This is a genomic window from Pantoea allii, assembly GCF_002307475.1.
Classification (GTDB): Bacteria; Pseudomonadota; Gammaproteobacteria; order Enterobacterales; family Enterobacteriaceae; genus Pantoea; species Pantoea allii.
Genome location: NZ_NTMH01000054.1, coordinates 163,786 through 182,203, shown reverse-complemented (window position 1 = coordinate 182,203; position 18,418 = coordinate 163,786). Strand labels below are relative to the sequence as shown.

Genomic DNA, 18,418 nt, shown 5'->3' with positions numbered 1-18,418 from the left:
GAGAAGCCCATCACATGCCTGATATCTCCCGTGTAAAAACGTTCCTGTTGGATCTGCAGGATGAGATTTGTAGCAAGCTGACCGCCGAAGACGGCGGTGCACAGTTCATTGAAGACAGCTGGCAGCGCCCCGGCGGCGGCGGCGGACGAAGCCGCGTGCTGCGTGATGGCGCGGTCTTTGAACAGGCCGGCGTCAACTTTTCGCACGTTCATGGCGACCAGATGCCCGCGTCCGCTACCGCGCATCGCCCTGAACTGGCCGGATGCAGTTTTGAAGCCATGGGCGTTTCGCTGGTCATTCATCCTCATAATCCGTATGTGCCGACCAGTCATGCCAACGTGCGTTTCTTTATTGCCGAAAAACCTGGCGCTGAACCTATTTGGTGGTTTGGCGGTGGCTTCGATATGACACCGTTTTACGGTTTCGAAGAGGATGCACTGCACTGGCACCAGACGGCATTCGATATTTGTCAGCCCTTTGGCGAAGATGTCTATCCGCGCTTTAAAAAGTGGTGCGATGACTATTTCTATCTGAAACACCGCGACGAGCAGCGCGGCATCGGTGGGTTGTTCTTTGATGATATCCACCAGCCCGGCTTTGAAAACAGCTTTGCATTGATTCAGGCGGTGGGCCGGGGCTTCCTGGACGCTTATCAGCCAATCGTCGCGCGCCGCAAACACGTGCCTTTTGGCGAGCGGGAACGTCAGTTTCAGCTCTATCGCCGTGGTCGCTATGTGGAGTTTAATCTGGTGTGGGACCGTGGCACGCTGTTTGGTCTGCAAACCGGGGGCAGAACGGAGTCTATCCTGATGTCCCTGCCGCCGCTGGTACGCTGGGAATATAACTATCATCCTGAGCCAGACTCGCCGGAAGCGGCGCTCTACCGTGATTTTCTGCCGGTAAAGAACTGGCTTAACCTGCCGACGTGAAGTCTGTCCGCCTGCCCCGCATGACAGGCAGGCAAACCAGCCCTCTGCGGGGCGAAGGTTAACACGGGGCCGCATCGTTGAATTCGGCCCCGTTTCATTACAGTGGCTGGGTTTGCGCTTCCACCACGGCCAGCGCCACCATATTAACGATGCGCCGCACGGAGGCGATACGGGTAAGGACGTGCACGGGCTTCGTCATTCCCATCAGCACCGGCCCCACCGTTACGCCTTCAGAACTGGAGACGCGCAGCAGGTTGTAGCTGATTCGCGCTGCCTCCACATTGGGCATGATCAACAGGTTGGCACTGCCTTTTAGCGGGCTGTCGGGCATGATTTCCCGACGAATACTTTCCACCAGCGCCGCATCACCGTGCATTTCGCCGTCAATTTCCAGCTCAGGTGCCCGCTGCTGCACCAGCGCCAGTACGTCACGCATTTTACGTGCGCCGGGTGCATTTGAGGTGCCAAAGCTGGAGTGCGACAACAGCGCCACGCGCGGTTCAATCCCAAATCGCCGCACGGTTTCGGCCGCCATGAGGGTAATGTCTGCGAGCTGCTCGGGCGTGGGATCTTCATTCACATAGGTGTCAGCAATAAAGGTGTTGCCGTTTGGCAGCAGCAACGCGTTCATGGCTCCCGCGACTTTCACATCGGAACGCAGGCCCAGCACTTTTTCCACAATCTCGTAGTGCTCGTTGTAATCCCCAATGGTGCCGCAGATGAGCGCGTCCGCTTCACCGCGATAGACCATGATGGCACCAATCAGCGTCGGATTACCGATCACCGCGCGCTGCGCCTGCTCAGGCGTTACGCCGCGCCGCTTCATCATCTGGTAATACTCATTCCAGTATGCTTTGAAACGCGGATCGGATTCATTATTGACGATTTCAAAATCCTTCCCGGCTTCGATTTTCAGCCCCTGCTTCTCCAGCCGCATGGCAATCACGTTCGGGCGGCCTATCAGAATGGGTTTTGCCAGCCCCAGCGACACGAGTTCCTGCGTCGCATGCAGCACCCGCACCTCTTCCCCTTCGGCCAGTACCACGCGTTTCGGCGCTTTACGGGCCTGAGAGAAAATCGGCTTCATAAACAGATTGGTTTTATAAACAAATTCCGTGAGCTGTTCGCGGTAGGCGTCAAAGTCGCTAATCGGCCGGGTTGCCACGCCGGAATCCATCGCCGCTTTCGCCACGGCGGGAGCAATCTGCACGATTAAACGGGGATCGAAGGGTTTAGGAATCAGATAGTCCGGCCCAAAACTCAGGTCCTGATCGCTATAGGCCGATGCCACCACATCGCTCTGTTCTGCCTGCGCCAGATCGGCGATAGCGTGAACCGCGGCCAGCTTCATCGCTTCATTGATGGCAGTCGCGCCAACATCCAGCGCACCGCGGAAGATAAACGGAAAGCACAGGACGTTATTCACCTGATTAGGAAAGTCAGAACGGCCGGTACAGATAATCGCATCAGGCCGCACGGCTTTGGCTAACGGCGGCAGGATTTCTGGCTGCGGATTCGCCAGCGCCAGAATCAGGGGGTCCTTTGCCATGGTTTTCACCATCTCAGGCGTGAGCACGTCCGGGCCGGAACAGCCAAGGAAAATGTCCGCGCCCTCAATCACCTCCGCCAGCGTGCGTTTGCCCTGATCCTCAACCGCATAGTCGGCCTTGGTTTCGGCCATATTGGGTTCGCGCCCGCGATAAATCAGGCCTTTGGAATCGCACACCTGAATATTGTGTTTCTGTAAGCCCAAGGCGACCAGCAGGTTCATACAGGCAATCGCCGATGCGCCCGCGCCGGACACCACCAGCCGCACGTCTGAGATCGCCTTTTTGATAATGCGCAGCCCGTTTAACACCGCTGCCGTACAGATAATCGCCGTACCGTGCTGATCGTCGTGAAACACGGGGATTTTCATCCGTTGCCGCAGCTGCTGCTCAATGTAAAAACATTCCGGCGCTTTAATATCTTCAAGATTGATGCCGCCAAAGGTCGGCTCCAGCGCCGCGATAATCTCAATCAGCTTGTCCGGGTCATGCTCATCGACCTCAATATCAAAGACGTCAATGCCGGCAAACTTCTTGAATAATACACCTTTGCCTTCCATCACCGGTTTACCGGCCAGCGCCCCGATGTTCCCCAGGCCCAGCACCGCCGTGCCGTTAGAAATGACCGCCACCAGATTGCCGCGCGCGGTGTATTTATGGGCGGCCAGCGGATCGGCGGCAATTTCTAAACAGGGTGCGGCGACGCCGGGTGAATAGGCCAGGGCCAGATCGCGCTGCGTCGCCAGCGGCTTGGTCGGCGACACCTGAATCTTGCCGGGAGTGGGATACTGGTGAAAATCAAGCGCACTTTGCTTCAGTTGGTCATCCATTTGACGTCCTTCTTCGCCAGGTGAGTGAGCGCCCAGTATAGAAAGCAGACCACCACAAAGCGGTGAGGCGCTTCAAAGAACCTCATTTCTTAGGGCACAGATTGTTACAGTCTGGCCTGCGTCATTTGTCATGGCTGCTATTCTTAATAGCCGGGCAGTCGTTATCCGCAGAAATGCTCTCTCGGGTGGTGACGCGCTACCCTCATCGCACAACATTCAGAGAAAACGCATTTTCACTGCACCCCGTCTGTTGCAATGTGGTGAGTCGGCGTTACTGCGACCCGTAATGTCTGCACGGATTAGGGCACGAGGCCAGAGGTGTTCCCTTTCGTTACAATGTATTTTCAAGGAGTGTAGAAATGAACCAGCTTGAAGCCCTTAAACAGTTCACCACCGTGGTGGCTGACAGTGGCGATATTGAATCGATTCGAAATTATCACCCACAAGATGCGACCACCAATCCCTCGCTTATTCTGAAAGCATCTGCTCTCCAGCCTTACAAACATCTGATTGATGACGCCATCGACTATGCGAAAAAACAGGGCGGCAGCAAAGAGACGCAGATCATCAACGCCAGCGACAAAGTGGCTATTAACCTCGGTATGGAAATTCTGAAAAGCATACCGGGCCGTGTTTCGACCGAAGTGGATGCGCGCCTCTCCTTCGATCGTGGCATGTGCGTCACGAAAGCTGAAAAGCTGGTTCGCATGTATGAAGAGCACGGCATTGACCGCTCACGTATTCTGATCAAACTGGCGTCAACGTGGGAAGGCATCAAGGCAGCGGAAGAACTGGAAAAAAATGGTATCCAGTGCAACCTGACGTTGCTGTTCTCGTTTGCGCAGGCGCGCGCCTGCGCCGAAGCCGGTGTTTACCTGATTTCACCGTTTGTCGGTCGTATCTATGACTGGTACAACTCACGCAAACCGATGGACCCGTACAGCGCTGATGAAGATCCTGGCGTGAAATCCGTGCGCCGTATTTATGATTACTACAAGAAGCACCGTTATGACACCATCATCATGGGTGCCAGCTTCCGTAAAGTTGAACAGGTACTTGCGCTGGCCGGTTGTGACCGCCTGACGCTTTCACCGAATCTGCTGGAAGAGCTGCAAAACAGTGATGAGCCAATTGAACGTAAGCTGGAGCCGTCAACCGAGTGTTTCCATCAGCCGTCGCCGCTGTCTGAAGCTGAATTCCGTTGGGAGCATAATCAGGACCCCATGGCGGTAGAAAAACTGGCAGACGGTATCCGTCAGTTCGCCGTTGACCAGCAAAAACTCGAAGATGTGCTGGCGGCACGCCTCTAGTTTTCCCCTCTTTTACCGGGCGGGAGCACTCCCGCCCTGATGCTTAACAAGGGAGACCCTTTATGTCCTCACGCAGAGAGTTGGCTAATGCCATTCGCGCATTAAGTATGGATGCGGTACAAAAAGCAAAATCTGGTCACCCTGGTGCGCCAATGGGGATGGCAGATATCGCCGAAGTATTATGGCGTGATTTCCTCCAGCACAATCCAACTAATCCCGCCTGGCTGGATCGCGACCGCTTTATCCTTTCGAACGGCCACGGCTCCATGCTGCTTTACAGCCTGTTGCACCTGAGCGGTTACGATCTGCCTATCGAAGAACTGAAAAACTTCCGCCAGCTGCATTCCAAAACGCCGGGGCACCCGGAAATTGGCTACACGCCGGGCGTTGAAACCACCACCGGCCCACTGGGCCAGGGCCTGGCGAATGCCGTTGGTCTGGCGATTGCTGAACGTACGCTGGCGGCCCAGTTTAACCGTCCTAATCACGATATCGTCGACCACTTTACCTATGTGTTCATGGGCGACGGCTGCCTGATGGAAGGTATTTCCCATGAAGTCTGCTCGCTGGCCGGTACGTTAGGTCTGGGTAAACTGATTGGCTTCTACGATCACAACGGTATTTCTATCGATGGCGAAACCGAAGGCTGGTTTACTGACGATACGCACAAACGCTTCGAAGCCTATAACTGGCATGTGGTGGGTGAGATTGACGGCCATGACGCCGATGCCGTGAAAGCGGCCATCCAGGAAGCGCAGAGCGTCACCGATAAACCGTCACTGATCATCTGCCGTACGGTCATTGGCTTCGGCTCACCGAATAAAGCCGGTAAAGAAGAAGCCCACGGCGCTGCGTTAGGCGAAGAAGAAGTGGCGCTGACCCGTAAGCAACTGGGCTGGAACTATCCGGCGTTTGAGATCCCCAAAGAGATTTACCAGCAGTGGGATGCCAAACAGGCAGGCGCTGAGCGCGAAAAAGCCTGGAACAACAAACTGGCTGCCTATAAGCAGGCTTATCCAGAGCTGGCCGCAGAATACGAGCGCCGCATGAACGGTGGAATGCCGGCAAACTGGGAAGCGGAAACCGCGAAGTTTGTTGCCGAGCTGCAGGCGAATCCGCAAAAGATTGCCAGCCGTAAAGCCTCGCAGAACGCACTGGAGGCTTATGGCAAACTGCTGCCCGAGTTTCTGGGCGGTTCCGCCGACCTTGCGCCGAGTAACCTCACCATCTGGTCAGGCTCAAAATCCATTAAAGACGATCCGGCCGGGAACTATATCCATTATGGTGTCCGCGAATTCGGCATGACGGCGATCGGTAACGGGATTGCCCATCACGGCGGCTTTGTGCCTTATACCGCAACCTTCCTGATGTTCGTTGAGTACGCCCGTAACGCGGTCCGTATGGCGGCACTCATGAAGGCTCGCCAGATTATGGTGTATACCCACGATTCCATTGGTCTGGGCGAAGACGGTCCGACCCACCAGCCGGTTGAGCAAATTGCCAGCCTGCGCGTGACGCCAAACATGAGCGTATGGCGTCCCTGTGACCAGGTAGAAACAGCCGTGGCCTGGCAGGCGGCGATTGAACGTCATCATGGCCCGACTGCGCTGATCCTGTCGCGTCAGAACCTGGCACAGCCTGAGCGTACTCCAGAGCAGGTGGCTAACATCAAGCGCGGGGGTTATGTGCTGAAGGATTGCGATGGCACGCCAGACATCATCCTGATTGCCACCGGGTCCGAAATGGAAATTACCCTGGGTGCGGCGGCGAAGCTGACGACCGGCGGTCATAAGGTCCGGGTGGTTTCACTGCCATCCACCGACCTGTTTGACGCGCAGGATGCGGCTTACCGTGAGTCGGTACTGCCTTCCACCGTGAAAGCGCGCGTCGCGGTAGAAGCGGGCATCGCAGACTACTGGTATAAGTATGTCGGACTGGACGGTGCCATCGTGGGCATGACCACCTTCGGTGAGTCGGCTCCGGCGGAAAAACTCTTTGCTGAATTTGGCTTTACGGTGGAAAACATCGTCAGCCATGCTGAAGCCCTGCTGAAACCGGCGTAATCCCTACCCGCCTGAGCGTCCTGCCGCTATCCGGCAAGGTCGCTCGTTCAGCGTACCACTGCGCGCCAGCCCTGTGCTGGCGCGCGGCTTTCTGAAATCCGCTTCCTGTCGCAGATCGCCTCCCGCCTGGTCTTCGTTATCCATCCTGAACAGGCGCAGATACCCAGTGAGCATGGTATCCCGCGCGTTATCTCACGTATTTTCCTGCTCGACAGCCGATGTGCATGATGCCGTTGCCGCCCTGCTTTACGCTCCCTTCAGTGGGAACCCCAGCGGAACAGAAGAGGAAAACGCGCGTATGGGATGCGATGACGTTAAGTGGCGCGGGTTGTGCCACTCGCTATTGCCGAGCGATGAAGCGGGTTTACCATGATTGAATCCTGTTTCCCTCTGTGAATATCAGCCAGGCCAACGCTTTTATCAGGACGCCAGGTCAGACTGCCGTTTACGCAGCCTGACCTGGCGTTATTCATGGAACAGGTTTATTTCAAAAAATGGCTCAGTAATAACAACGAAAGCGAAACGTTAATGGCCCCGCCGATGCGCGTGGCAATCTGGGCAAACGGCATCAGGCCCATGCGATTACCGGCCGTCAGAATGGCCACATCGCCGGTGCCGCCCTGACCACTCTGGCAGCAGGAGACAATCGCGACATCAATCGGATGCATACCAATCTTTTTCCCGACGAAAAAGCCCGTGGCGACCAGCGCGCTGACCGTGCTGATAATCACCAGCAGGTTGGTGAGCGTAAACGCGGTGACCAGAATATGCCAGGGCGTAATGGCGACACCGACGGCGAACAGCACCGGATAGGTGACAGCAGTGCGAAAGAACCGGTAAACGACCTGAGAACCCACCAGAATACGGGGAGAAACGCCATTGATCAGCTTCACCAGCACAGCCAGAAACAGCATCCCAACCGGCGCAGGCAGACCGGTAAATTTCTGACCCAACATGCCCACCATATACAGCAACACCGCAAGCAGCGCTCCGGAAGCAATCGCGGTGACGTCAACTTTCCCCGAAAAAACGGATTGCAGCGGCTCAGGTTCAACATTGGCGATGTTCGGCATCAACTGGCCTTCTCCCGTCAAGTGCGGATAACGTTTCCCCAGTTGGTTCAGGCAGCCCGAGATAATAATGGCGGTTACGCCACCCAACATGACCATGGGCAGAATACGGCCCAGCGCGACGCCCTGATCCATATGCAGTAAGGCCGCATAGCCAATGGAGAGCGGAATCGCGCCTTCACCGACACCACCCGCCATAATCGGCAGAATAATAAAAAAGAAGATCTGGAAAGGTTCCAACCCCAGCGCCAGCCCGACGCCCATGCCAACAATCATGCCCACCACTTCTCCGCACAACATGGGGAAAAAGATGCGCAGAAAGCCCTGGATAAGCACCGTGCGGTTCATGCTCATAATGCTGCCGACGATAATGCAGCAGATGTAGAGATAAAGAATATTGGTCGATTTATAGAATTGCGTCGTGGACGTCACCACGATGTCGGGAAGCAAACCGTAGTAAACCAACGCAGAAGGGATAAAGGTGGCACAAATCGCGGCGGCCCCCAGCCTGCCGACCACGGGCAGACGTTTACCAAACTCCCCACAGGCAAAACCAAAAAAAGCCAGCGTGGCGACCATGACCACGATATCGCTTTTCAGCGTCCCACTCAGGCAGTCTACCGCGATAAGCAAGCCCGCCAGTACGAAGAGCGGCAGAGGAATAATCCCGACTTTCCAGTTATCCATAATATGCCACCACTGATCTTTCAGGGTCTTACGGCGCGATGTACTGGACAGTTTCTCAGACAAGAAAGAATCATCAGGTGTGCTCATCATTATCCTCTTTGCATCATTATTTTTTTCAGGATGCCGTTAAAAGAGGATGAATTACGTGAAGGGGAAGGTGTCTGGCATAAAGTTTTAATGGTCTTTTTTAAATTGAGTGATCGTCGTCCTGATTCGCGCCGTGGTTTTTATGGTTTTTATTGCGGTTCCGTCTGCTTTTCCACGTTAAGGGGCGGCAACGCGGTCAAAAAAACAGTCAGCGTTTTTTTTATGCTGCTTATCATGGGGTTATACTGGGTTGGCCCATATTGTTAAAAAGATGATACAGTAATGTTATTAATTCAAAGCACGTGTAATCGTCATGAAATTGTCATTTCAAACGAAGCTGTTTCTTTCGCTCGTTGTTTTTACGTCTGCCCTGTTCGTGCTACTGGGTAGTTATTATTACGTCAGCATCAACCAACAGATCTACCAGGCAATGAGCATGCGTGCCAAAGTTCAGGCCGAGGAGATTGCGCAGATACCTGACCTTAAAAAAGAGATAGCGGACCACAACATTCAGGCCATCCAGTCATTGATGCAGACGATTGCCAGCAAGAGCGATGCCAGTTTTATCGTTATTGGTGACCACCAGGGCCTGCATCTTTTTCATTCCGTGAGTGAAGATAAAGTCGGCAAGCCGTTAGTCGGCGGGGACAACGCTGCGGTTCTCTCGGGCCAAAGTATCACCACCATCCGGACTGGCGGTCTGGGGATTTCGCTGCGAAGCAAAGCACCGATTGTTAACGCTCAAGGCCAGGTCATTGGCATTGTCTCCGTGGGTTATCTCACCCGCTATCTTGAGGCGATTACCTTCAGCAATATGGTCAATATTCTGATCGTGGCTGCCCTGCTGCTTATTGCCCTGTTCGTCTTCTCCTGGTTTTTTACCTGCAATATTAAAAAGCAGATTTGCTCGCTGGAACCGCGTGAGATTGGCCTGATGGTGCGTCAGCAAAAAGCGATGATGGAGTCCATCTATGAAGGGGTTATCGTCATCGATGAACATCTGCGAATCGAAGTGATCAACCAGGCGGCGCGAAAACTGCTTGGACTGGCGCAGTCCGCCGAACAACTGCGCGGGCAATCTGTCAGCCAGGTGATCTCACCCGTTCCATTTTTGTCGCAGCCGGTCATGCTGGAAAAAGATACCCATGATGAGATTAGCCGCTTCAATTCGCTGACCGTTATCGCCAGCCGGGTCCGTATTATACTGGAATCGTCCCTGATGGGATGGGTGATATCCTTTCGCGACCTCAATGATATCGACTCACTCAGCGCCCAACTCAGCCAGGTAAAACGTTACGTCGATAATCTGCGCATTATGCGTCATGAACAGCTTAACCGCATGAATACCCTTTCTGGCCTGTTGCACATGGGCCGCTTTGAAGAGGCAATCGATTATATTGAGGCACAGTCAGAGCACGAACAGGAGCTGCTGGACTTTGTCTCCACCCGCTTCCAGTCGCCCCTGCTCTGCGGTTTGCTGCTGGGCAAAGCGGTACGTGCCCGCGAGAAAGGCGTAGATATCCACTTTGATCCCGCATGTCTGATGGATCGCCCCTTTCTTCCGCTCACGGATGCTGAACTGATCTCGGTAATTGGCAATCTTCTGGACAATGCCATTGAAGCCACCCAACGCGCGCCACTGCCACACGATCCTGTCGAAGTGCTGATTAAGCTCAACGCACGTGAACTGATCATTGAAGTCGCCGATCGCGGTGTGGGCATCCGCCCTGAAATCCGTGAGCATATGTTCGAACGCGGGGTGACGACCAAAACCCGAGGCGATCACGGCATCGGGCTGTATTTAATCGAAAGCTATATTGCCCGCACCGGCGGAACGATTGAGGTGAGCGATAACCTGCCGCGCGGTGCTATTTTCTCGCTGTTTATTCCCTGTGTGGAAATAAATCAGTATCCCACCACGGAAACGGAGAAGGTCAGCAATGCAACATGATCCTATTGATGTCCTGATCGTTGAGGATGAGCACGAACTGGCTCAACTTCATGCAGAACTGATTAACAACCATCCTCAGCTGCGGCTGGTCGGAATAGCGCACTCACTGTCTGAGGCGAAGCAGCAGCTTGAAACAAGATTGCCGCAGCTTGTGCTGCTGGACAATTATCTGCCGGATGGCAAAGGCATCACGCTGATTGGCGATCCTCTCCTGGCAAACGCTAACTGTTCCATTATTTTTATTACGGCCGCCAGCGATATGGATACCTGTAGCCAGGCCATTCGTAATGGGGCCTTTGATTACGTCCTTAAACCAGTCTCATGGAAGCGGCTTAACCGTTCGCTTGCCAATTTTATCGCCTTTGCGGAACAGCAACGCACATGGAAAATCGTCGATCAGAAGAATGTGGACGTGCTGTATCAGTTACAGGCAAAAAACTATCCGCACGACAACGGCAGCAAAGGCATTGAAGAAAATACCTTAGCACGGGTACAAACGCTTTTTGCGGCGGCCACGACGCGCCTTTTTTCGGTGGATGATGTGATGGCCGAGACCGGAGTGAGTAAGACGACCGCCCGCCGCTATCTGGAGCACTGCGTTGAAACAGGGTTTCTGACGGTGGAAATGCTGTATGGCAAGGTAGGGCATCCCAGACGAATGTATAAACGCGCATGATGTTATCCCGGGATTGACGCTGTCGGCGCTAAGCGGCCCAGGCATCACGGCACAAGGGAAACCTGTCCGACAGGTGACCGCCACATTGGGCCAGGATGCGCTATCAGCCCGGCAGCGTGCTGTAATCCGAAACAAAAAAAACTGCCCTTCCCTCTTCCCGTCATTCGCAAACGCATTACTATAGGCTTTCTCCCGATTTCTATAGCGAAGCCGTCCCCGTTGAAAATGCGCACTCCTTATTTACTGGCCTTAATGGTTTCTTTGCTTCCCCTTAAAAGCATGGCGCAGGTTGCGCCCGATCCGTTGCTGGCATCGCAAATTGTCGATCGCTATGCCGAGCACATCTTCTATGCCAGCGGTGCCACCGGTATGGCATTGGTCGCCATAGACGGTAATCAGCGGGTTTTCGCCAGTTTTGGTGATACGCGGCCGGGCAGCAATATTCGTCCGCAAAAAGATTCATTAATTCGCATCGCCTCACTCAGCAAGCTGATGACCAGTGAAGTGATGGTAAAGATGGCCGAGCGCGGTGAGATCCGTCTTGACGATCCCCTGAGTAAATATGCACCGCCCGGAAAACGGGTTCCCAGTTTTGACGGTCAGCCCATTCGCTTGATTAACCTGTCGACCCATACCAGCGGCCTGCCGCGTGAACAGCCCGGCGGCAAACCGCATCGTCCGGTGTTCGTGTGGCCCACGCAGAGTGAACGCTGGAGCTGGTTAAACAAGGCCAACCTCAAAGCCGCACCGGGCACCAACGCGGCCTATTCCAACCTTGGTTATGATCTGCTCGGTGATGCGCTGTCACGTGCAGCAGGTAAACCTTACCCGGCACTGCTACAGCAGTTGATTACCCGTCCGCTGGGCATGAAAGACACCACCTTTACGCCGTCACCTGAACAGTGCGCCCGTCTGATGGTCGCGGAAAAAGGGGCCAGCCCCTGTAACAACACACTGGCAGCGATTGGCAGCGGCGGCGTCTATTCGACACCTGATGATATGGGGCGCTGGATGCAGCAGTTCCTGAACTCATCGGTGAATCATCGTACGCCGCAAATCGACCGCCTGCAGACCTTGATCTACCGTCGCGACCAGCTACATAAAGTCGATGGCATGGACGTGCCGGGCAAAGCCGACGCGCTGGGTATGGGATGGGTTTATATGGGCCCGGCAAACGGTCGTCCTGGCATTATCCAGAAAACCGGTGGTGGCGGTGGTTTTATCACCTATATCGCGATGATTCCGCAGCAAAACGTTGGGGTTTTCGTGGTCGTCACCCGTTCGCCACTGACGCGTTTTACCCCGATGAGCGACGGCGTCAACAACCTGCTCGCGGAGCTGGTGGGCAATCAGAACGGCTCACCGATGATGGTGCAGGCGATCCCTTAACCGCGGCTATCCACCGTGGCTGACTGGCTCACCCAGAGCGTGGGCCAGTCGTCACTGCTGTGCCAGGCATCGCAGGTCGACTCCTGCGCGTATTCGGCTAAAACAAAGCGCTCGCCATCAAACTGCCAACGGGTGGCCGTGCCGCAGTCGCCCAATCCACGTCCCTTGCCAAAGGTATAGAGCTGCCCGGTTGCCGCATCATAATCCGCATTAATCAGCTCAAGCTGGCGGTCTGTGTCACCCGGCGGCGTAAAAGGCAGAGTCAGGGTCAGACCGCGCGCCACGTAGGGCGGCGCACGCGTCACTTCAAAGGCCAGATCGATAACGTTGTACGCGCCCATCTCACAGCTCACCAGCAGCAGCGCTTTTTTATCGGTCAGGGGAGATACGCTCACTTCCCGGCGCAGCGGATCGAGCGAACAGCTGTCCGAATTCACGCGCCAGGTGCCGTAATCGATAAGGCCACTGGTCTCTTCACGCGTCAGTGGCGCAGGCGCAGCTACGGCGGGCTGCAGCTGTGGCACCGCAGGGGCGGCCGGCACGCTGTTCCGTTCTCCGCGCCTGACCCAGGCACTGATGTCATTAACCCGTCCCTGCACGTCATCCATATATAACAGCGCCGCCTTCATACCACGCAACGAAATCTGCGGTCCGGCATTGAACGTCAGCTGCAGGCTTTTGGCATCCATGGTCAGTTCAAGGAACTCATTAATAGCGATGGGATTACTGGTGGCAAGATGGTGCGGTTCGACCGTCCAGTGCTTGAAATCGGGCCGGAGTCGGCGTTGATCGACTAACAGATTATCTTTTATTGCCGGGCCGGGAAGCGCTCCGCTGTAGGCGCTGCCGTAATCGATGCGCAGTAAAGGCTGGTCATCCGTTCCCGCGTGGCGGGAAAGGGTCATCACCAGGCCTTTGTCGCCAGGTATGCTTCGCGCAACGCAATGCGCTGCATTATTGCAGGTTAATTGCCAGTCAGAAAACAGCTTCTGTACCGGCTCAGCCTGAACAGCTGCAACCATAAAAAAAGGCAACGCAAACAGCGATTTCATCCCATACCACATTAAGAAAAACCAGCCCCAACTTCTTTGAGTGGAAGATGATAGCGCAATCGCGCACGTCACGAAGGCCGCATTCTGTGAAGTGCTCAGCAAGCGCAGCTAACCGTCTAAAAAACATCCGCTTTATGACAAGAGAAGTGCAATAAAGTCTGCAGAATATTTATCATGCTGATTCACCCCGCGTCGCTCAATCGGATTCGTCGGACATTCCCGCCCGCGCAATCGGTCAAATACACATAAACGGTCAAAAACAGGCATGATATAGTCGTCACAAGATTAAACATAAAAGGTTATCAACAGATTCTTCTCAGGTTAAAAAGCCCTTATAAGGTGATCAGCATCACTTTTTAATAATAACGATTACATCCCGTTTCATAAAAACCCAACAAATATCTCTTTATGTGCGCCGTGAAAATAGCGTCCTGCGTACCCACGCTCAGGCCACATTTTTGCCGCGCGCCTTCCAGTACTTTATAACCCTCGGAGGCCAGCATGTTGCCGATTGAACGCCAGCAGAGAATTATTGATGAATTAATGCGTAATGGACGTGTCATTGTCGCGGAACTTACCGCATTGTGTCAGGTTTCGCAGGAAACGATTCGTCGGGACTTAGCGCAACTGGAAAAGAAAGGCATATTACAGCGAAGTCATGGCGGTGCAGTCCCGGTTAAACAATATAATGCGGCTATACAAATAAATAATCGTGGCATTAATGAATATGAATTATCTTTTCGCCAGCGAATTAATGAACATGTTGATGCCAAAATGGCTATTGCCAAACGGGCACTGGGATTTATTAGCGTGGGTGACTGTATATTACTCGACAGCAGTACCACCTGTTTTTATCTGGCCCGACAATTACCCGATATAGAATTAACGGTATTAACCAATTCTCTGCGCATTGTGCAGACGCTGGCGGCGCGCAGCAGTATTCGCACGATCTGCCTGGGCGGAGAATATTCCGATCGCTATGAAGATTTTCACGGCATCGTGACTGAACAACCCTTAAAAGAGTTTCAAATAAATAAAATCTTTTTTTCCTGTAGCAGTCTGGGCAATGACGGTTATTTACGCGAAGGGAATGAACGTAATGCACATTTAAAACAACAGCTCATTCTGGCAGCAGAACGAAAACATTTATTAATGGACAGCTCTAAGTTTCTTCGGCCCTCATTCGCGCGTGTTTGCCATTACCGTGATGTGGATTTTCTCATTACTGACCAATTAAAAGATAAAGAACTGGAACAGGAACTGGCGTGGAACGGGGTAAATATTATCGACTGTTCGCAACGCCCTCAGTCCGTACAGCTTATGAATAATTAAATGGAGTCGCTATGAAAAAACAGCTTATCGCCTGCACCCTGATCGCGTTATTTGCATTCCAGGCCCAGGCAGCAGAAAAAATACGAATGGGGATCGTGGTGAAAATTGGCGGCATTCCGTGGTTTAACGCCATGGAGGCCGGGATAAAAAGTGAAGCGGCGAAAAGTGGGATCGATGCGTGGATGGTCGGGCCCACCGCAGCCGACCCCGCCTTACAGGTGCGGGCCATTGAGGATTTGATTGCGCAGAAAGTGGACATCATTGGCGTGGTGCCGAACGATCCCAAGGTGCTGGAACCCGTTTTGCAGCGCGCCCGTAATGCGGGCATCAAAGTGATTACCCACGAGTCGCCGGGCCAGAAGTTTGCCAACTGGGACTTTGAGTTGGTGGATGCAACTACCCATGGCATCAACCATATGAAAGCGCTGGCAGCCTGTATGCACGATGAAGGCCAATACGCGATGTACGTTGGCAGCCTGACGGTGCCGCTCCACCAGCAGTGGACCGACGCCGCGCTGGAATATCAAAAGCAGCATTACCCAAAAATGCAATTAGTCACTGACAAATTTGGCGTGGGGGAATCGCTGGATGATTCCATCCGTACAACCAATGAGCTGATGTCCAGGTATCCGGATCTCAAAGGGATTCTGGCCTTTGGTTCTCAGGGCCCTATCGGCGCAGGCCGGGCGGTGATGAACCGCAACAAGAGTAACCAGGTCTGCGTCATTGGCGCATTCAGTCCGGGCCAGGGCGCGCAGCTCGTCAACCGGGGGGCCATTAAAGGTGGCTATATCTGGAATCCGCATACCGCCGGAGAAGTGTTTGTCCGTCTTGCCGAGATGATGGAGAAGAACACGCCAATTAAAGATGGCATGACCATTGAAGGATTAGGCAAGGTGCGGGTGGATGAAACCACGCACACCATTCTGGGCAACAACACCGAAAGCCTGGATAAAGCCAACCTGCCGAAACTGATTAAGCTGGGGCTGTAGTGATGGAACCTGTCGCACCACAAACGCTCGTCACCCTGAACAGGTTGTCGAAAACCTTTGGCGGTCATCGCGCGTTGAGCGATATGTCGCTGACGCTGCTGGCCGGTGAAGTGCACTGCCTTGCCGGGACGAATGGCTGTGGCAAAAGCACGCTGATCAAGGTGATGTCCGGCGTACATGCGCCGGACAGCGGCAGCGAGATCCGCCTGGGCGACGGGGAAATCGTGCCTCGCCTCTCGACACAGCAGGCCAGGGACTTTGGCATACAGGTGATCTATCAGGACCTGTCCCTGTTCCCCAACCTGAGCGTGGCTGAAAATATCGCGTTTGAACACAACCTGCGTGGCCTGTTCGGCTGGCACCAGCGTAAGACGCTGTTTGACAGCGCCCGGCGCGTTGTCGAGGAGCTGCAATTCACGCTCGATCTTAACGAAAAAGTGGCGCATCTCTCTATCGCCCAGCGGCAACAGGTGGCTATCTGTCGTGCCCTGGTTGCCGATGCCCGGCTGGTGATCATGGATGAACCTACCGCCTCACTTACCCGCACGGAAGTGAATCAGCTGTTGCGCACGGTGCGCTATCTCAAGCAGAAGAACATCTGTGTGGTGTTTGTCAGCCATCGTCTGGATGAAGTGCTGGAGATCTCGGATCGGGTCACGGTCATTCGCGATGGTCGCAAGATTGGCAGCTTTCCAGCGCAGGAGATGACGCCGCACCGCCTGACGGAGCTGATGACCGGACAGAAGCTGGAATATCCGTTAAAAAATCCAACGCGCAAGCGCGATCGGGTGCTGCTGGAGGTGGAGGATCTCAGCCGTAACGGACAGTACCACGACGTGAATTTTCGTTTGTATGAAGGCGAAGTGCTGGGGCTCTGTGGCCTGCTGGGTTCAGGCCGTACCGAGCTGGCCCTGTCGCTGTTTGGTATGACCCGGCCTGACAGCGGCAAGATCTGGCTGGACACGAAACCGGTGCGCTTTCGCAGCCATGAAGACGCGATCAAAGCCGGTATTGGCTATGTGTCAGAGGACCGCCTGACGCTGGGGCTGGTTCAGCAACAGTCGGTGGCCGATAACATGGTTTTACCCATCCTCGACAAACTGCAAAACCGCTTTCACCTGATTGATGAATACCGCAAGAACAGGCTGATCCTGCAGTGGATTCAGCAACTGGGCGTCCGGGTTGCCGACCCTGAGCAGGCGATCGCCACGCTTTCCGGCGGCAATCAGCAAAAGATCGTTTTAGCCAAGTGGGTGCTCACTCAGCCTCGTCTGTTAATTCTTGATTCGCCCACTGTCGGCGTGGATGTCGGGGCGAAAGCCAGTATTTACCAGTTGATCCACGAGCTGGCGCGTGAAGGCTTGTCGATTATGTTGATTTCCGACGAGGTCCCTGAGGTCTGGCACAACTGTGACCGCATTTTGCATTTCCGCGACGGCACGATCCATGCCGAATACCAGCCCGACAGCGTTGAGCAACAGCAACTTGCAGAGGTGATCAATGCCTGACTTATCCCGCTTACGTCCTCACTCCAGTCAGGGCTGGCTGACCTGGGTTTTACTGCTGTTTATTGTGGTTTTCTCACTGACCAGCGACCAGTTCCTCAGCGTGCAAAACCTGCTGGATTTAGCCGAAAGCTATGCGGTAACCGGCATCTTTGCGCTGGGGCTGTTTGTGGTGCTGGTCACCGGCGGCATTGATATCTCCTTTGCTGCCGTCGCCTCGGTGGTGCAGTACTTTATCGCCGCCCTGTTTGTGCACTATCAGTTTGATAACGCACTGCTGAGCATTATCCTGGCCATTGCCTGCGGCACCCTGTTCGGGGTGATCAATGCCTGGCTCATCACCTGGCTGCGGGTCGTTTCCATCATTATCACCATCAGTATGCAGTCGCTGTTGTTTGGCCTGCTGATGTGGTTAACCGGCGGACGCAGCCTCTATCAGTTACCCGACTGGTGGATCACCTTACGCAACGTGCTGCCGTTTACGTGGCAAGGCCAGACGTTTCAGCTTGGCCTGCCGCTGCTCATCCTGCTGATCATCGCCACCCTGACCGCCGTGTTACTCAATAAAACCCACTTAGGCCGCCAGCTTTATGCCGTCGGCGGTGACGCAGAGTCCGCTCGGCGCATCGGGATTCGCGTCGGCCTGATCCACCTGTTTGCCTATGGCTGGTTGGGTGCGATGGCAGCGATTGGCGGGTTGGTACAGGTTTACCGCATGGGTGAAGTGGTGCCGAACGCGCTGGTGGGCGGTGAACTGGATGTGCTGGCTGCCACCGTACTGGGTGGTGCCAGCCTGATGGGGGGAAAAGGCTCGGTCAGCGGCACCTTAATGGGGGTTTTCCTGATCGCCATTTTGAAGAACGGTCTCAACCTGCTTGGTGTCTCCAACTACTTCATGAACATCGTGGTCGGCGGGGTCATCATGATCGCCATCGCCGTTACTCACTATAAAAAACGCAAAGAGACTGACGTCAGCTTTGTCTGATGGGAGAACCCCC

General features: G+C 54.4%; 14 protein-coding genes. 10 read left to right on the top strand and 4 right to left on the bottom strand.

Annotated elements, in window-relative coordinates:
- Positions 1–14: 14 nt before the first annotated feature.
- Positions 15–929: an oxygen-dependent coproporphyrinogen oxidase gene (gene hemF / locus CMR03_RS23970; protein WP_096012862.1), complete on the top strand. Its 915-nt coding sequence runs from the start codon at positions 15–17 to the stop codon at positions 927–929.
- Positions 930–1,026: 97 nt separating this feature from the next.
- On the opposite strand, the gene maeB is transcribed toward hemF, so the two are convergent.
- Positions 1,027–3,306, bottom strand: a complete 2,280-nt coding sequence (gene maeB, locus CMR03_RS23965) for an NADP-dependent oxaloacetate-decarboxylating malate dehydrogenase (RefSeq protein ID WP_096012861.1) — start codon at positions 3,304–3,306, stop codon at positions 1,027–1,029.
- A gap of 359 nt (positions 3,307–3,665) precedes the next feature.
- Here maeB and tal point away from each other — a divergent pair, with 359 nt between their 5' ends.
- Positions 3,666–4,616 (top strand): transaldolase, encoded by a 951-nt coding sequence (gene tal / locus CMR03_RS23960; protein WP_063880491.1) that lies wholly within the window; start codon positions 3,666–3,668, stop codon positions 4,614–4,616.
- Positions 4,617–4,678: 62 nt separating this feature from the next.
- Positions 4,679–6,679 (top strand): transketolase, encoded by a 2,001-nt coding sequence (gene tkt, locus CMR03_RS23955; protein WP_063880493.1) that lies wholly within the window; start codon positions 4,679–4,681, stop codon positions 6,677–6,679.
- A gap of 3 nt (positions 6,680–6,682) precedes the next feature.
- Here the strand turns inward: tkt and CMR03_RS25340 are convergent, their stop codons facing one another.
- Positions 6,683–6,853, bottom strand: coding sequence for a hypothetical protein (locus tag CMR03_RS25340; protein WP_158087008.1), 171 nt, complete (start codon positions 6,851–6,853; stop codon positions 6,683–6,685).
- 308 nt (positions 6,854–7,161) lie between these two features.
- Positions 7,162–8,523 carry a 2-hydroxycarboxylate transporter family protein gene (locus tag CMR03_RS23950; RefSeq protein WP_096012860.1) on the bottom strand — a complete coding sequence of 454 codons (1,362 nt, stop codon included), beginning with the start codon at positions 8,521–8,523 and terminating at the stop codon, positions 7,162–7,164.
- A gap of 313 nt (positions 8,524–8,836) precedes the next feature.
- On the opposite strand from CMR03_RS23950, the gene CMR03_RS23940 reads away from it, so the two are divergent.
- From CMR03_RS23940 to ampH, 3 genes are all read left to right on the top strand, one after another.
- On the top strand, positions 8,837–10,474 hold the full coding sequence (locus tag CMR03_RS23940; RefSeq protein WP_096012858.1) for an ATP-binding protein: 1,638 nt from the start codon (positions 8,837–8,839) through the stop codon (positions 10,472–10,474).
- Positions 10,464–11,150: a response regulator gene (locus CMR03_RS23935; protein ID WP_096012857.1), complete on the top strand. Its 687-nt coding sequence runs from the start codon at positions 10,464–10,466 to the stop codon at positions 11,148–11,150. The genes CMR03_RS23940 and CMR03_RS23935 overlap by 11 nt, the downstream gene beginning before the upstream one ends.
- A gap of 225 nt (positions 11,151–11,375) precedes the next feature.
- On the top strand, positions 11,376–12,539 hold the full coding sequence (ampH, locus tag CMR03_RS23930; protein WP_172823932.1) for a D-alanyl-D-alanine-carboxypeptidase/endopeptidase AmpH: 1,164 nt from the start codon (positions 11,376–11,378) through the stop codon (positions 12,537–12,539).
- Here ampH and CMR03_RS23925 read toward each other — a convergent pair.
- Positions 12,536–13,603: a DUF1176 domain-containing protein gene (locus tag CMR03_RS23925; RefSeq protein WP_096012856.1), complete on the bottom strand. Its 1,068-nt coding sequence runs from the start codon at positions 13,601–13,603 to the stop codon at positions 12,536–12,538. The genes ampH and CMR03_RS23925 overlap by 4 nt on opposite strands.
- Positions 13,604–14,092: 489 nt before the next feature.
- On the opposite strand from CMR03_RS23925, the gene CMR03_RS23920 reads away from it, so the two are divergent.
- Genes CMR03_RS23920 through CMR03_RS23905 form a run of 4 tightly spaced genes read left to right on the top strand, consistent with a single transcriptional unit; the run spans position 14,093 to position 18,405 of the window.
- The gene (locus tag CMR03_RS23920; RefSeq protein ID WP_096012855.1) at positions 14,093–14,923 is read left to right on the top strand and encodes a DeoR/GlpR family DNA-binding transcription regulator; all 831 of its coding nucleotides are present in this window, start codon (positions 14,093–14,095) and stop codon (positions 14,921–14,923) included.
- 11 nt (positions 14,924–14,934) lie between these two features.
- The gene (locus CMR03_RS23915; protein WP_096012854.1) at positions 14,935–15,915 is read left to right on the top strand and encodes a substrate-binding domain-containing protein; all 981 of its coding nucleotides are present in this window, start codon (positions 14,935–14,937) and stop codon (positions 15,913–15,915) included.
- 2 nt (positions 15,916–15,917) lie between these two features.
- On the top strand, positions 15,918–17,423 hold the full coding sequence (locus tag CMR03_RS23910) for a sugar ABC transporter ATP-binding protein (RefSeq protein ID WP_063880505.1): 1,506 nt from the start codon (positions 15,918–15,920) through the stop codon (positions 17,421–17,423).
- Positions 17,416–18,405 carry an ABC transporter permease gene (locus tag CMR03_RS23905; RefSeq protein WP_096012853.1) on the top strand — a complete coding sequence of 330 codons (990 nt, stop codon included), beginning with the start codon at positions 17,416–17,418 and terminating at the stop codon, positions 18,403–18,405. Before CMR03_RS23910 ends, CMR03_RS23905 begins: the two co-directional genes overlap by 8 nt.
- The last annotated feature ends 13 nt before the right edge of the window (positions 18,406–18,418 follow it).

Coding starts and splice junctions, on each gene's coding strand:
- hemF (WP_096012862.1), top strand. CDS start 15: ATGCCTGATATCTCCCGTGTAAAAACGTTCCTGTTGGATCTGCAGGAT.
- maeB (WP_096012861.1), bottom strand. CDS start 3,306: ATGGATGACCAACTGAAGCAAAGTGCGCTTGATTTTCACCAGTATCCC.
- tal (WP_063880491.1), top strand. CDS start 3,666: ATGAACCAGCTTGAAGCCCTTAAACAGTTCACCACCGTGGTGGCTGAC.
- tkt (WP_063880493.1), top strand. CDS start 4,679: ATGTCCTCACGCAGAGAGTTGGCTAATGCCATTCGCGCATTAAGTATG.
- CMR03_RS25340 (WP_158087008.1), bottom strand. CDS start 6,853: ATGCTCACTGGGTATCTGCGCCTGTTCAGGATGGATAACGAAGACCAG.
- CMR03_RS23950 (WP_096012860.1), bottom strand. CDS start 8,523: ATGAGCACACCTGATGATTCTTTCTTGTCTGAGAAACTGTCCAGTACA.
- CMR03_RS23940 (WP_096012858.1), top strand. CDS start 8,837: ATGAAATTGTCATTTCAAACGAAGCTGTTTCTTTCGCTCGTTGTTTTT.
- CMR03_RS23935 (WP_096012857.1), top strand. CDS start 10,464: ATGCAACATGATCCTATTGATGTCCTGATCGTTGAGGATGAGCACGAA.
- ampH (WP_172823932.1), top strand. CDS start 11,376: ATGCGCACTCCTTATTTACTGGCCTTAATGGTTTCTTTGCTTCCCCTT.
- CMR03_RS23925 (WP_096012856.1), bottom strand. CDS start 13,603: ATGTGGTATGGGATGAAATCGCTGTTTGCGTTGCCTTTTTTTATGGTT.
- CMR03_RS23920 (WP_096012855.1), top strand. CDS start 14,093: ATGTTGCCGATTGAACGCCAGCAGAGAATTATTGATGAATTAATGCGT.
- CMR03_RS23915 (WP_096012854.1), top strand. CDS start 14,935: ATGAAAAAACAGCTTATCGCCTGCACCCTGATCGCGTTATTTGCATTC.
- CMR03_RS23910 (WP_063880505.1), top strand. CDS start 15,918: ATGGAACCTGTCGCACCACAAACGCTCGTCACCCTGAACAGGTTGTCG.
- CMR03_RS23905 (WP_096012853.1), top strand. CDS start 17,416: ATGCCTGACTTATCCCGCTTACGTCCTCACTCCAGTCAGGGCTGGCTG.